General features: G+C 35.5%; 15 protein-coding genes. 6 read left to right on the forward strand and 9 right to left on the reverse strand.

What is annotated here, in order from left to right; translation table 11 throughout:
- Window positions 1–175 precede the first annotated feature (175 nt).
- Entirely contained in the window at window positions 176–955 is a 780-nt protein-coding gene (locus ACH2CJ_RS13365) for a hypothetical protein (protein ID WP_394993372.1), read from the forward strand.
- A 158-nt stretch (window positions 956–1113) separates the two neighbouring features.
- Here ACH2CJ_RS13365 and ACH2CJ_RS13370 read toward each other — a convergent pair whose 3' ends face one another.
- The 3 genes from ACH2CJ_RS13370 to ACH2CJ_RS13380 all read right to left on the reverse strand — a co-directional run bounded on the left by ACH2CJ_RS13370 (window position 1114) and on the right by ACH2CJ_RS13380 (window position 3571).
- Window positions 1114–1476, reverse strand: coding sequence for a hypothetical protein (locus tag ACH2CJ_RS13370; RefSeq protein ID WP_394993373.1), 363 nt, complete (start codon window positions 1474–1476; stop codon window positions 1114–1116).
- A 63-nt stretch (window positions 1477–1539) separates the two neighbouring features.
- On the reverse strand, window positions 1540–2712 hold the full coding sequence (gene hemW, locus ACH2CJ_RS13375) for a radical SAM family heme chaperone HemW (RefSeq protein WP_394993374.1): 1173 nt from the start codon (window positions 2710–2712) through the stop codon (window positions 1540–1542).
- Between the two features lie 82 nt (window positions 2713–2794).
- Window positions 2795–3571, reverse strand: a complete 777-nt coding sequence (locus ACH2CJ_RS13380; RefSeq protein ID WP_394993375.1) for a class I SAM-dependent methyltransferase — start codon at window positions 3569–3571, stop codon at window positions 2795–2797.
- 232 nt (window positions 3572–3803) lie between these two features.
- On the opposite strand from ACH2CJ_RS13380, the gene ACH2CJ_RS13385 reads away from it, so the two are divergent.
- Entirely contained in the window at window positions 3804–4136 is a 333-nt protein-coding gene (locus tag ACH2CJ_RS13385; RefSeq protein ID WP_394993376.1) for a hypothetical protein, read from the forward strand.
- A gap of 93 nt (window positions 4137–4229) precedes the next feature.
- Here the strand turns inward: ACH2CJ_RS13385 and ACH2CJ_RS13390 are convergent, their stop codons facing one another.
- Window positions 4230–5324: a chorismate mutase gene (locus tag ACH2CJ_RS13390; protein ID WP_394993378.1), complete on the reverse strand. Its 1095-nt coding sequence runs from the start codon at window positions 5322–5324 to the stop codon at window positions 4230–4232.
- 183 nt (window positions 5325–5507) lie between these two features.
- Between ACH2CJ_RS13390 and ACH2CJ_RS13395 the strand changes: the two genes are divergently transcribed.
- The 4 genes from ACH2CJ_RS13395 to ACH2CJ_RS13410 all read left to right on the forward strand — a co-directional run bounded on the left by ACH2CJ_RS13395 (window position 5508) and on the right by ACH2CJ_RS13410 (window position 8831).
- A complete protein-coding gene (locus ACH2CJ_RS13395; RefSeq protein WP_394993379.1) occupies window positions 5508–6719 on the forward strand; it encodes a proline dehydrogenase family protein in 1212 nt (403 codons plus the stop codon).
- 141 nt (window positions 6720–6860) lie between these two features.
- On the forward strand, window positions 6861–7649 hold the full coding sequence (locus ACH2CJ_RS13400; RefSeq protein ID WP_394993407.1) for a lipoprotein signal peptidase: 789 nt from the start codon (window positions 6861–6863) through the stop codon (window positions 7647–7649).
- 7 nt (window positions 7650–7656) lie between these two features.
- Window positions 7657–7920, forward strand: coding sequence for a hypothetical protein (locus ACH2CJ_RS13405; protein ID WP_394993380.1), 264 nt, complete (start codon window positions 7657–7659; stop codon window positions 7918–7920).
- 146 nt (window positions 7921–8066) lie between these two features.
- Window positions 8067–8831, forward strand: coding sequence for a hypothetical protein (locus ACH2CJ_RS13410; RefSeq protein ID WP_394993382.1), 765 nt, complete (start codon window positions 8067–8069; stop codon window positions 8829–8831).
- Between the two features lie 127 nt (window positions 8832–8958).
- Here the strand turns inward: ACH2CJ_RS13410 and ACH2CJ_RS13415 are convergent, their stop codons facing one another.
- The 5 genes from ACH2CJ_RS13415 to ACH2CJ_RS13435 all read right to left on the reverse strand — a co-directional run bounded on the left by ACH2CJ_RS13415 (window position 8959) and on the right by ACH2CJ_RS13435 (window position 14934).
- Window positions 8959–9669 (reverse strand): LysM peptidoglycan-binding domain-containing protein, encoded by a 711-nt coding sequence (locus ACH2CJ_RS13415; protein WP_394993383.1) that lies wholly within the window; start codon window positions 9667–9669, stop codon window positions 8959–8961.
- Window positions 9670–10032: 363 nt separating this feature from the next.
- Window positions 10033–10518, reverse strand: coding sequence for a 5-(carboxyamino)imidazole ribonucleotide mutase (gene purE, locus ACH2CJ_RS13420; RefSeq protein WP_394993384.1), 486 nt, complete (start codon window positions 10516–10518; stop codon window positions 10033–10035).
- A gap of 90 nt (window positions 10519–10608) precedes the next feature.
- Complete coding sequence (locus ACH2CJ_RS13425) at window positions 10609–11748, reverse strand: 5-(carboxyamino)imidazole ribonucleotide synthase (RefSeq protein WP_394993386.1); 1140 nt, start codon at window positions 11746–11748, stop codon at window positions 10609–10611.
- 147 nt (window positions 11749–11895) lie between these two features.
- Window positions 11896–14004, reverse strand: coding sequence for a S9 family peptidase (locus ACH2CJ_RS13430; RefSeq protein ID WP_394993388.1), 2109 nt, complete (start codon window positions 14002–14004; stop codon window positions 11896–11898).
- 408 nt (window positions 14005–14412) lie between these two features.
- Window positions 14413–14934 (reverse strand): YybH family protein, encoded by a 522-nt coding sequence (locus ACH2CJ_RS13435; RefSeq protein WP_394993389.1) that lies wholly within the window; start codon window positions 14932–14934, stop codon window positions 14413–14415.
- Window positions 14935–14961 lie beyond the last annotated feature (27 nt).

The raw sequence follows: 14961 nt of genomic DNA on the forward strand, positions 1-14961 counted from the left end.
GAAGAAGATGGCTTTTTTGACGAAAAAGGTTTTCGATATATTGATGGTCGCCAGACCGAAATTATCCCAATTCCGAGAGTTTTGAAGGGTGTGAAATAATGTTTGTGGATAAAATATTTCCAAAAACTTGTTACAAAATTATTTGTTGTAACAAGTTTTTTTGGTTTATTGCAAAATGAATACTTTATGGATTAAGTTAATAATGATGCCATTTGTGATTGGCGGTGTTACGTTGGCGAGTAAAAAATGGGGAAATTTAGTAGGAGGAATGATTGCCAGTTTGCCTTGGATAGCAGGGCCAATAATGTTATTTTTTACGATTGAGCAAGGAGTCGATTTTGCTGTAAGTAGCATCAAAGGTGTAATGATAGGCCTTATTGGCGTGCTTGCATTCACTTTTGCGTATATTTATTCCGCCATCCAATTTAAGTGGTATATAAGTTTATTATTGGCTTATTTAGCATTTTTGACAACCACTTTACTGTTAAATACCGTACAATCTTACATGGGTTTGAATGTCTGGTTTATTATATCAGTAATACTTAGTTTGATTGGTATTAAGATATTCCCAAAGTTAAAAATGCAGGGAAGTTTAAACCAATCATTGAAATATGATATTTATTTAAGAATGATAATCATTACTTTTTTTGTGGCTCTTATCACTTACCTTGCCAAAATTTTGGGGCCAACTTGGAGTGGTATTCTGACGCCATTTCCTATAATTACTGCTATTTTAGCGTCATTTACGCATTATACACAAGGAGCATACGGTACCTCAATTATTTTGCGTGGAATGCTTACCGGTTTTATTGGGTTTGCTTCGTTTTTATATTTACAAGCAATTCTACTACCGATTTATTCAATTCCTGTTTCTTTTGTAATCGGATTTTTGGTTAATATTCTACTAAATTTATTGATGAGGTATTTGGTAAAAAGAACTGAGATTTTGAAATAAAAAAGCACGTAACTGAATAAATCAATTACGTGCTTTAGAGGTTGTTTAAGTTTTTTTGCTGGAAAAAAATGACCCTTTTTAAACAAAGAGTAAGGTAAAAAGCTGCATTTTAAGCTCAAATCAAAAAATTTATACAACCTCTATTTCTTATAGAGAAATTAGATGAGTCCTTTATAACTATCTCTATTTACATAAATCATAAAGAAATTTAAAGCTAAAATTAACAAGCCTAAACCTGGAGTTTTTGCTATAAATACTTCAAACATAGCAATATTTGCTACGATTGGCAATAGTAACAACCAAGCTAATGGACGTTTATAATTGGCCAAGAGTAAGATACCAACAGTTATCTCAAAAATCTTTACAACTGTCATATATCCACTTGACATCATGATTCCCGCCCATGTACCAGCATCTCCTGTCATTGGAGGTGTAGGAATGAAGTGAAAGAAATGGTTTGCTCCAAATACTACAAATATTAAACCAATGAGGTAAGTAATAATTAAACTTGCAATTTTCATTTTGTTAGGGTTGAGTTTAATGATTAAATAGGAGAATTGTCTTTCAAAAATACAATTTATATTCTAAACTAAAAACAAATCACTCGAAATTTTGTCAGCAAATAACTTCCCTTTTTGAGTGATTTTAAGTAATTGGTTATCAAGGTGTAGGAAGTTTTGGGAGAGGTTTTTTTGTAGCACTGCTTCATTTGTTTTTAACCATTTGGTGCCAACCAATTTTTCGATTTCGTTCAAATCACAACCCCATTTGGTACGTAAACCCGTCATAATGTAGTCATTTACTTTTTCTTCGGGTGTCAAAATTTCGTAGTCGGCAGGCACTTGTCCCAACAAAAGAGCTTTAATATATTCTGGATTATTCGATATATTAAATTGACGAGATTCACCATTGAAAGAGTGAGCCGACGGCCCAACGCCCAAATATTCGTGGCGTTTCCAGTATGAAGTATTGTGTCGAGAATATCGGTTATCTCTACAAAAGTTTGAAATCTCGTATTGGTCATAGCCCGCATCGGCAAGTGTACTGACCAAAATATCAAACTGTTCCGAAGCAAATTCTTCATCAATTGGCGGTATCTTATTGATTTGTAGCCACTTACCAAAAACAGTTTTTGGCTCAATCGTTAAGCAATAAGATGAAATATGTGGAACATTTAACGAAATGGCTTTCTCTAAATCTCGCTGCCAAATTTGATGAATACCCTGTGTGAATTCTGAATTATTCTGCTCTTTTTTAGGAAGTGTTAGTAAAGGATGAATGCCATAAATTAAATCAATGGATAGGTTTTCAAAGCCCATTTCTTGAGCTAAATGCACACAATCTTCAGCATTTTGGGAGTTATGTATGCGGTTTAGATATTTCAGATGATTATCATTAAAAGACTGAATGCCAATACTCAAACGATTAAAACCAAACCTTTGCAAAATCGCCAAGCGGTCACGAGTAATATCATCAGGATTGGCTTCCATCGTAATTTCGATGTCGTGGGCGAATGTATAATGCTTTTTGATGGTCTCAAAAATATCGTACAACTCATTCATGTTGAGTAGGGAAGGAGTACCCCCACCAAAATAAATAGTTTCTAACTGCTTGTTTTTCAAGTAATTAGCTTGCAAATCTATTTCTCGGCAAATAGATTCTACCACAGTAGTTTTCAATGTCAGATTGGTACTGAAATGAAAATCGCAGTAATGACAAGCCCGACGGCAAAAAGGAATATGTAGGTAAAGATGCAAAGTATATAACATTAGCCCATCTCAATTTGGAACGGTACGCCGCTGCGGAGGGGTTGGGGTGAGGTCGGTCGCTGCCTTGAGCTTACTTAGTACCTACAAAAAAGAAATCAATACATTTGGCGGGTTCGTTTGAGATATGAAAGTCAGTCCAATCAATTTCGGCTGCCAAAGTACCTGTTTCTGCCATCAATTTATTTCTATTGAAACGGTTCAAAATTTCGTAAGGAATTCGGAGCATCCAAGCAGGCAAACGATGCTGTAGATTAAGTACATCAAAACGCATGATTTTATCGACCGATTGTTTATTTTCTCCGTAATAATCCCACACTTTTTTGTTGCCACCCACGCCCATTGTTTCTACTTTTGAGAAATATTTTTGCATTAAAGTGCGTAATTCATGCGTATCATATTCACGAATATGCCACGGATTTCGACTTAATGAATAAGGGCGATTAACAGTAGTAAGCAAAACTTGACCATTAGGTTTTAAAACTCTTGCAATTTCTGACAAAAATTTGTGGTCGTCTTGAATGTGTTCGATTACTTGAAAAGTTACCACAAAATCAAATGTATTATCTTGATAATCAGCCAAATGTGGTAAATCTGCCGTCCGAAAAGTGTGTTTTGGATAGGCAGCTTGTAACTGGTCAATCAAAGGCTGATTTTTATCAAGACCCGTATAATGTTCACATTTCTCAATAAGTGTTTCTACGCCACGTCCCCAGCCACAGCCTAATTCTAAGACATTTCCATGAATAATTTTCGCCGCTTCGACATAAGGAAAATATAACCTTTGGTGAACAGGATTATCAGATGGGATTTCTGCACTTGTTATTTCGGTGGTTGCGTATTTACTCAATTTTTTTAATGTTTTTTTACAAAGTTAGTTAAGAATTGAGAATTTAGAATTATGATTTAAGAATTATGAACGTGTAATTTAAATTAGGCATTATAAATTGTGAAGTATGAATTTTAATTCGTTGATAATCAGTACATTATAAAACTTATTGCTTTTTGAAATTTTATCAATACTTTTGAAATTTTGCACCCAATTTTGCGTTATTCAATAAACCTCAAATATTCTAACTGCAATGAAAAGAACTACCGGGCGGCGTTCCGCTTTTATCTTCGGAATATTGTTATGTTCAACTTTTACTTATGCCCAAATAGATATTTACCGTTATCATTCTTCTTTTATTTCGGCAATCAATCATAAAAAATCGCAACAACAGTTAAAAGTTGAAGCTGTTTTTGAACAAAATAGACCTTTTTTCTTGCAATATATTCCAAAACATCGAGAATGTTTCTTTTTTGGATTTACTCAAACATCTTGTTGTTTTGATAGAGAAATAAACATGGATGCTATGAGCCGTCAGACCAAATTGCTCTTTTTCAAAATGAAAATGTGGCGGTATTTTAAATAAATCCACAATCAGTTAGTAAAAGTGTAAATTGCAACAAAAAAGCATCAGCGATTAAGCTGATGCTTTTTTGTTGATGAAACCTGGCTAATAATATCAAGCAGGTTGGCTATTCATCACTTCTGTTTGCTTACGAATAGACTCCATGTGAATCAATTTGAACATTTCTTCAACTAATTCAGGATAAAGGTTTAATTTTTTACCTAAATCTGCACGGTTGGTATGCAGTTGTTTCCAACGGTCGAGTTGCAAAACAGCCACGTTATTTTCTCTTTTATAATCACCTAATTTTTCTACAACAGCCATACGAGCTGCTAAAACTTCAAGTAACTCACGGTCGATATTATCAATTTTTTGACGTAATTGCTCCAATTCACTTTGAAAATCTTCGCCATAAGAAGGTTTACGAATTTCTAACGAACGCAACATTTCGCCCAAAGCCTCTGGTGTTAATTGTTGAGACGCATCAGACCAAGCTTCGTCAGGATTACGGTGCGACTCAATAATCAAGCCATCGTAGTTCAAATCTAAAGCACGTTGAGCCAATTCATACAAATACTCACGTTTTCCTGCCATGTGGCTTGGGTCGCCGATCAATGGTAATTGAGGAAAAAGTGTTTTCAACTCAACTGCCATTTGCCACATTGGTGAATTGCGGTATTTTGATTCTTGGGCATTCGAGAAACCACGGTGAATAGCCGCCATTTTCTTGATGCCTGCTCCTGCAATACGCTCAAATGCACCAACCCACAAAGCCAAATCTGGATTTACTGGATTTTTTATTAATACTGGCACATCAACACCTTTCAGCGAATCTGCTAAATCTTGCACGTTAAATGGATTCACCGTTGTTCGTGCACCAATCCAAAGAATATCAATGCCATATTTCAATGCCAATTCGACGTGCTGAGGTGTAGCCACTTCAACTGCAATTGGCAAACCAGTTTGTTTTTTTACTGCCGCTAACCAAGGTAAAGCTGCTTCGCCCATGCCTTCAAAACTACCTGGACGAGTACGGGGCTTCCATACTCCTGCACGTATCACGTGAGCATAGCCTTCTTTGGCAATACGGGTTACGGTTTCCGTTACTTGTTCTTCGGTCTCGGCACTACACGGCCCAGCGATAATCAATGGCTTCCCAGCGGTATCAATCCAACTGCTAAGAGGAAGTACGTCTAAATTTGCTTTCATTAGTTAATTCAAAGAGCGAAGCGTTTTCGCTTAATATATAAAAAATCAAAAAAAATATCCCTATAAATATGATATATTTGCACAATATTTCGGGGTGAACATAGATTTATTCTATCTTTACTCTTGAAATAATACAAAGTTTCATCAAAACTAAATACTTAAAAAAACTTAATTTTCATAAAAATGAAAACTGCTTCGCAGCATCACTTATTGAGTTTCGACGATACCTCAGTAGCTTTTGCTCACCAATCAAACAAAAAACTCTATAAGACTTATTTGATTTTTGCCATGATGAATCAAAATTGGCTCGTAAAGATAGGAACTTTTTTTATTAAATTGATATTGAAGTTGGGTTTACCTGTAAAATTTCTAATAAAAAATACTTTGTTTAGTCAGTTTTGTGGTGGAGAAAGCATAGAGAGATGTCAAGTAGCCATAGAAAATTTGGCAAAAGCAAAAGTAGGGACAATTCTAGACTATTCGGTAGAGGGTGAAGACAACGAAAAAGACTTCGATAAAACTGCCCAAGAAGTAGAACGAACTATTATAAAAGCAGCTCAACAATCGGCAGATATTCCATTTTCAGTTTTCAAAGTTTCGGGAGTTGGCTCAGTCGAAATTCTTGAAAAAGTACAAGAAGATAGAGAAAGTTTATCGAATGAAGAAATGTCCGCTTTCGAGCGAGTGCGTAGCAGAGTAGATACCTTGTGCAAGCGAGCATCGAAACTAAATGTCAGAATATTTTTGGATGCAGAAGAAACTTGGATTCAAGATGTGATAGACGAATTGAGCTACGAAATGATGAAAAAGTATAATGTTGGCGGCAAAACGATTGTTTATAATACGTATCAGTTATATCGTTGGGAAAGTCTCGAAAATTTAACAAATGCTTGTGAAAATGCCAGCAAAGAAAATTATAAAGTAGGAGCAAAGTTGGTAAGAGGTGCATACATCGAAAAGGAACGTCGTCGGGCGGCTGAGTTAGAATATAAAAGCCCTATTCACCTTACAAAAGAAGAAACTGATGACGATTTTGATAAGGCAGTTCACTATGCAATTAATGAGTTAGATATACTTTCGATATGTTTAGGCACTCATAATGAAGAAAGTTGCTTACTTTGTATCAAATTGATGCAAGAGAAAGGTATTTCGCACAATGATAGTCGCATTTGGTTTGCACAGCTACTTGGCATGAGTGATAATATTTCATATAATTTGGCAAACGAAGGCTATAATGTAGCCAAATATGTGCCTTATGGCCCAATAGAAGCGGTAATGCCTTATCTTTTCCGACGAGCGGAAGAAAACTCTTCGATAGCTGGACAAAGTAGCCGTGAGTTTTTGTTAGTTAAAAAAGAGAGAGAAAGAAGAAGACAGTTATCGGTAATCAATTAGCAGTTTTTTAAAGATTATGTAGATACCTGAAAATCGGTTTCAATAAAGTATAAAAAATCCTTTGTTTTATAAACCTTGAATAAATTCGAGGAAATTACCAAAACAAAACATAATATAAATAACCATAAAAGTAATTTCAAGATGGGTAAATCGCCATACAAATTTTTGTTTTTAACTCTTGTATTAATATTAATTGACCAAGCTATTAAACTTTGGATGTTTTATGATGTAGTGCCAAATCACTATGGTGAAATAGACCTAATTCCAGATTTTTTCAAACTTCATTATGTTGAAAACAAAGGTATGGCTTTCGGAATGGAGCTTGGTGGAGATTATGGCAAACTCATTTTAACAGCCTTTCGTTTAGGTGCGATGGTCGGAATTTGTTGGTATTTAGTACATTTGGCTCGAAGAAATGCCCATTCGGGTTTACTTTGGTCAATTGCAGCAGTACTTGGAGGTGCAATTGGCAATGTGATTGATAGTACATTTTATGGGGTTTTCTTGAAAAATGCACCAATTGGTGTTTCTACCCCGTGGTTTCATGGTCAAGTTATTGATATGTTTTATGCTTACGGTTTAGATGGTCAATATCCAGATTGGATTCCGTTTTTAGGTGGAGAATATAACACAATGCCTATTTTCAATTTTGCTGATGCTTGTATTTTTTGTGGTGTGGTTAGTATCTTACTTTTTCAGAAAAGTTTTTTTGAATTTGAGACGACTATACAACCTATTAAATCAGGAAGAGATAATAATGAAATGGTAGAAGAAAATAACTATGCAGCATTAGAAGCTGAAGAATTTTTGAATGATGAAATCAATGAAGATGTTTCCGAAATTGTGAAAGAAGATAATCAATATCGACTAACAGAAGAACCATCGAAAGATATAAACGATAAAGATTCAGAATATCCAACTCAAAAATAAAAAGAAAATGGCAATTTTATCTAACGGACAAAGTTATAAATGGTTTATTATTTTATCATTTCTTAGTCTTATTATTGTACCAAGCATGATACTTTCACCTACATTCAAAACAATAGCTGTGTTTGGCTTAGGTGGTATATGTTTGTTGTTTGAATTTCTCTCATTAAAAAACCTCAATTCAAAGGCCGAAAGTTTTAAAAATGAATTTCGCCAAACATTAGTATTGATAGCTCTTACAATTATTCTTATAGTGGTTAATTATCTTGTATAAGTAATTTGCTTCTTGGTTTTTCGTTAAATATTAACTGTTCAGAAACGCTTTAACAAAACACATGTTTCGGTGAAAAATATACAGGATTGTGTTGCAGTGGTCATTTTCTCATTTAGCCAATTGCTAAAATCTTAACATTATTGTTTATGAAGAAGCTCATTTATGCCTTTCTGGTTATAATTTCTATTGAAGTTTCTGCACAAAATACGATGATGCAGAATACCAAAGATGCCCTAAATCAAGATGGTATCAAGATAGGTTCGCATACTTCTACCATGCTTTATGGCTTTGATACCCGCACAACTGAAGTACAAGGCAGCTATTATTTAGATACAGATTGGAATATGGCTACCGTAAGATTCTATCCCAAAACTATTTCAACACCCAAAGGAACGGTTAAGTTAGATAGTTTGACCGATATTCAAATCCGAATTATTTTGCAAGGAAATGACGTTGAATTCAATACGCCCGATGGTATAAAAGTTATTTCTGGAACATTAGTAAAAAGTTTTTCCTTCCAAAAAAACAACCAAAACCCACCCAAAAACTATATTAGTACTTTAGAATTCGTAGATAATTTTGATAAAGTAAAACCAAGCTTTTTTGAAGTAATTGTTGATGGAAAAACCAAATTATTAGAGTATACCAAGGTTACTACACAAAAACCAGACTACGTTGAGGCGTTTAATGTGGGTAGTAAAGACCTAAAGATTGTGAAAGAAAAACAATTGTTTGTGAATAAAGGAAAAGAAGTAGTAAGATTTAGCACCAACAAAAAAGACTTGTTTGAACTTATGGCAGACAAGAAACCCGAAATAGAAAAATATATAAAAGATAATGATTTTACATTGAAAGATAGAGCAAATTTGTTGAAAATATTTGGTTATTATAATAGCTTAAGCATGATGTAATTTTTACAAAATCTTTCAAAAAAGGGCTTGATTTTATAAATCTAAACTATCATTCCAACAAGTCTAATAAAAGAAAAGCGGGTTTTATCAAAACCCGCTTTTCTTTTACAGATGAAAAAATATTCAATTATTGTTTTTCAGCATAAGGAATTATGAGTTTTTCTCCACGTTGAGAAATATTTTTGGTTTTCTTATTTGCCTGCATAATTAATGTTTGTGAAACTCCATATTTGGTACTTATTACCCTAATAATATCTCCTGGCCCTACTGTATGCACTGCCTTTATACGAATTTTTAGCTTCGTAATACCAACCTTTATTCCACTTTCATCAATTCCAGGATTCATCGCTTTCATGGTTTCTTTCTTTATATTATAACGATTGGCTATACCAAAAAATGTTTCACCTTCGCCAACTGTGTGCGTATAGGTTTCTCCACCAGTCGGAATAATTACTTTTGGGACTTCTTTAGGTTTTTCTTCCTTTGTTTTTTCGGTAGGTTTAGTTTCGATTGGTTTGTTCTCTGCCGAAGCTATATCTTCCTTTTTTTTACCAATTTTCGGTACTTCGATGGGCGGCAAATCTGCACTGATGGTTGTAGTTGGTTCACTACTTTCTTCTTCAGGTTGCATTCTAATTGCATTTGCAACCGAATCGGCAGGTGCGGCAGTTAAATCCTCAGAAGCTGAGGTATCATCGGACATAAATTTCCAGCCGATATATAACAAAGCACAGATAATGCCTATGAGTACCAATAATACTGCCATTGGTAAATTTCGTGAGGCTTCTTTTGGACGTTCATTACGTGGTTCACGGTCGTCTCGATCTTCGAACTGCATGGTATTAGGAATTTTAGTTATAAATTAGGAAAATAAGTTCTTTTTAGTCAATAGTCTATAGTTTTTATTGTACTCAACTAAAGTATTACAATATTCGTTATAGACCGCTTGGTCATTCCCGTATTGACTAATCTACTTTTATCTCAAACAAACTCAAATTTGAACCTTCAAAATGTTTCGGCAAGTTTTCTGATTTTTCTAAAGTTGTTAGCCCCAAAATAAAAAACTGCAATTTTGATAATATTCAATTAATCTAAGATTATCGCCCCACGTATCCATTCTGATAAATTGTTTATTATTATTCATGCAAAATTCTATTGCCCAACCAATAATGGTAATATAGACTGTGGGCATATTGACTATTTACACGCTTTTTTGTAATTCTTCATTCATTTCATCTACCAAATCTTTTAACCCTTCTCGGTAGGCTCTTAATCTTTTGGCAATTTCTTCGTCGGCAACGCCCAAAATTTGAGCCGCCAAAATGCCTGCATTTTTTGCTCCATTGAGCGAAACAGTTGCTACTGGCACACCAGCTGGCATTTGCAAAATCGAAAGAATTGAATCCCATCCATCAATCGAATTGCTTGATTTTATGGGTACACCAATCACTGGTAAAGTGGTGCTTGACGATACCATTCCTGGTAAATGTGCAGCCCCGCCAGCTCCAGCAATAATTACTTTTAGTCCCCGACGGCGAGCCGTGAGAGCATATTCGAGCATTTTTTGTGGTGTTCGATGAGCAGACACAACCTCTTTTTCGTAGGGTATTTCCAATAATTCTAATATTTCAACTGCCCCTGCCATGATTTTCCAGTCTGAAAGGCTACCCATTATTATTCCAACCATCTTTTTAATTAAGAATTAAGAATTAAGAATGTAAAATTAAAAAATGAACAATTTAGCCCAAATCATAATTCGCAATTTGTCATTCGTAATTTATTCTGAGATTACTTTTAGTTTTTCTTTTACAAAAATGACTTTTTCTTTTAATTTTTCAAAGTTTTGGTCAATAATCGTTACATGACCCATTTTTCGGAAAGGTTTTGTGAGTTTTTTTCCATACAAAAATGGATGGATCCCTTCGACCGCCAGCACTTCGTCCATACCTTTATAAATGGCTTTTCCTGAATAGCCATCTTCGCCTAATAAATTGACCATTGCCGCCTTTGAATGGGCATGTGTGCTACCCAAAGGTAAATTCAAAATAGCTCGAATATGCTGTTCATATTGCGACACATCATTTGCTCGAATGGTCTGGTGTCCGCTATTATGTGGACGTGGAGCAACTTCATTGATTAAAATTTCTCCGTCTTTTGTCAAAAACATTTCGACTGCCAAAAGTCCGACGATTCCGAAGGCTTCGGCGGTTTTTATGGCAATTTGCTCGGCTTTTTGCTCAATTTCCTTAGAAATTTGGGCAGGAGCAAAAAGGTATTCTACCAAATTAGCTTCAGGATGAAAGACCATTTCAACTACTGGGAAAGTTTTTATTTCTCCGTTTTCGTTTCTTGCTACAATAACTGCTAATTCTTTTTCAAAGTCAATCATTTTTTCCAGTACACTTGGCTGGTCGAATGCTTTGGAGAAATCAGCTTTTGTTCGGAGAATTTGCACCCCTTTTCCATCATAACCCCCTTTGCCAAGTTTGTGAACGGCTGGTAAGAAATCTTCGTATTTAGCTATATCTGCTTGATTTTCAGTCAAAATAAAATCAGCAGTAGGTAGGTTATTATCTTTGTAAAATTGTTTTTGAATTCTTTTGTCTTGAATCAACCGAAGGATAGATGGTTGAGGAAAAACAGCTTTTCCTTGTTTTTCAAAGGCTTCTAAGGCATCAATATTTACATTTTCTATTTCAATCGTTATTACATCGCAGTCTTGCCCAAAAGCCATGACCGTTTCGTAGTCGTTGAGAGAACCGTTTGCAAATTCGTGGGAAATATATTTGCAAGGAGCGTCGGCATCGGGATCGAGCGTTTTGATAGTAACGTCGAAATCAATGGCAGCTTGAATGAGCATTCTGCCGAGTTGACCACCGCCAAGAATACCGAGTTTTTTTGTGTTATCGAATTGCACGAAATAGTTTTTTGCACAAAGATAAGGAGTAACGCATGGAAATGCAACGCAAATGGTAGTTTCAATAAGGGGTTGCTAAGAAAACGAAATAAATAAAGTCCGAATGAAATTTGTTTTTATTCGGACTTTATTTGTTATATAGATAAACTACTTTTTTAACTTCTTTATAAAATATTCAGCAACTGCATTATAAACCGTAATTGAGTTACTCCATTTCATCCAATGATGGGTGTCATCTACAATCATCAAAGTTTCATACGGGATTCCTTTTTCTTCTAAACGATTGACCAAATCGGTGCTTTGGTTAAAACGTACATTTCTATCATCATCGCCATGAATGATTAAAACTGGAGACTTCCAAGTATTCATTGCTGAAACTGGCGAAGAAAGCCAAGCAATTTGAGTTGCTCTATCATAATCGGCAGGTTTTTCAGTTTTATTGGTATAGCGTGTCAAAATGGAAGAATTGACTACCCAATCATGTACGCCATGAATGTCCACGCCAGCCGCAAAGATTTTTGAATCTTTTGCCAAAGCCATTGCAGTAAGATATCCACCATAAGAACCACCATAAATGCCAATTTTGTTGGCATCAACAAAACTTTGTTTTTGTAGCCATTGACCTGCTGCTTTTATATCTAAATATTCAGAAGCACCTTTTATGCCACTATTGGGGGCTTGATGAAATTCATAGCCATAGCCAATACCCAAGCGATAATTTACCGACAAAACCACAAAACCCAAACTTGCCAAATATTGATTGGAAGCATAGGCATTGGAATAATAATCAGAATAATTCCAACCCAATAACATTTGCCTTGGCGGCCCACCATGTATATACACAATGGCTGGTTTTTTTGCTGCACCGCCTTTTGGTTCAAACAAATCGGCATGAACAATAACCCCGTCGGAAGAGGTGAAAATGACTTGTTTTGGAGTTACTAATTTTTCTTTTGGGAAATCGGCTGGTACTAAATCTGTTCCTATCAATTTGATCTTTCCTTTATCTCCACCATTCAATTTCATGGTTGCAGGTAGTGGAGATTGCTGGGCTGTGGCACTTATAAAAGCTACTGTATTGCCATTATCAATCAAAATAGGTGTCCATTCTAAGCCACTACCTTGGGTAAGTACCTCCATATTAGCTTTATCGACACTCACAATTGTAGCATGTCTTCTTTCAATATCAAGTTTATCATTACCAGCGTTGGCACTAAAAGTCAAGTGTTTTTTATCTGCACTCAATTTGATATGCTCACACATAAAATTGCCAGGCGTGAGTAAGAGTTCTTTCCCGCCAGTGGCCGCTATCGAATACAAATGTGGCCAACCGTCTTGGTAAGATAAAAATACAATTCTATCGCCCGCCGCCCAATGTAAATTGACAGAGCCATGTGTGGTGGGTAAAGAACCTCGCAAAGTAGTATGGGCTTTCCATAAAAGAGTGGCTTTGTTGGTAGCAATAACAGCCGTATAGATGCTCCAAGATTCATGCTTTTTTGTCAATAATGGAGCGGGAGAGCCTCCAGTTCCAAGTGTTCTTGCAAAGACGATGTTATTACCATCTGGTGACCATCTTGGCGAAAAATCTATACTAAAAGAAGGAGCAATCCATTTGATTGGCGTTTCTGGGTTTGTATAAATACCAATGATAGAATGGTCGCCTCGGTCAGAAACAAAAAGTAAAGAATTGCCATCGGGACTCCATTCTAACGAACTGACAGAACCTCTTGTTTTAAACAAACTTTTAGCGGCATTTAAACTATCAATCGGGGCTGCCCAAACTTGCCCACCTTTGATAAAAGCAATCTTTTTACTATTAGGCGAAATGACTGGACTATCGCCTTCTATTGAAGATTTTGCTTCTCCACCTTTGAATGGAATACTGATTATTTTCACATCAACGGGCATAGACTCAGCAGCAGGATTTACTGGCAAATTTTCATCCCAATTGCTACCGTGGTCGCCACCTCGTACAAAAATGACCCAATTACCATCGTCAGAAACAGATAGACTTGTGATTTCCTGTCCATCGTCTTTGGTAAAATTGGTGAGTTTTCTTGCTTTATAATCGACTCCTTCGGCAACATACACATTGCGTTTTCCTTGTTCGTCGAATGCCCAAGCAATTTTAGATGTATTCACTGAGGCAGTTAATTCGGTTGGGAAAGGGTATTTTTTGAATACTTCAAACGGACTATTTTGTGCTAATATTTGTAAGGGTAATAGGAGTAGGAGGAGGAGGTTTTTTTTCATAGAAATGCCGACTTTTAGTTTTAATTTATTTCTTCTTTAATTCAAATGCAATCAACACATTAGCAGCCAATTCTCCAAATACAGTTTATATTACAATTTCAAAACTTTCATCTTACGCTTGATTTTACCTGATATAGATGAAAATTATAGAATATCGTGTCTTTATTTATCAAAAACCTGTCTCAACATCGACAGGCAGGAGCTTAGTCAAACCAATAAAAATTTCAAAAATGATATAATTAACCTATATATTCATTAGACTTCCTGCGAAAGTGTTTTTCGACTTAAAATGCTTTCGCAGGAAATCTATTCATTAAATGCCACAAAACGAAATGATACTTTCGCTAAACAAATATTGAGGAAATATGTGAAATATCTCCTCAATATTACTTGAATGTAGTAAAAACCTTACTTTGCTTTCATGTCATCGTTGGAAATATCTCTCACGCATACATATTTTCCGTCACGTTTTTCCCAAATAGCCATGTACTTACCCGTGTAAGTTACCTTTCCCGAAGCATCTTTAATGGTTGTTTTGCCTACTTCCGTAACGGTGTTTTCATCGCCAAATACATCCAAAATTTCATAAGATGCCATTGAACCTTTGACTCGTTTTGCCATGCTTGCTTCAATATCTTTTTGAATGGCAGCTTTACCCATTATCATAGGTTTATTATTCATCATACTCACGGCATCATCAGCATAAAAAGCTGCTAAGGCAGTAGCGTCACGGGCATTATCTGCGGTAGCCCAAGCATTTTCTAAGGCTTGTATATCCGCTTTAATTTTCACCATGTCGGGCTCGACTGGCATTTGCATCGTAGTATCGGCTGTTTTCGCTGCCGTATCAGTAGTAGGTTTACACCCAAAACTGAAAATAGATAAAGCAAAACAAACTGCCATGAGTGCGAAATAATTTTTGTTTTTCATTGTTTGATAGTTAAATTGTTAGAGAAA

It is taken from the genome of Emticicia sp. (assembly GCF_043780375.1).
GTDB lineage: Bacteria > Bacteroidota > Bacteroidia > Cytophagales > Spirosomataceae > Emticicia.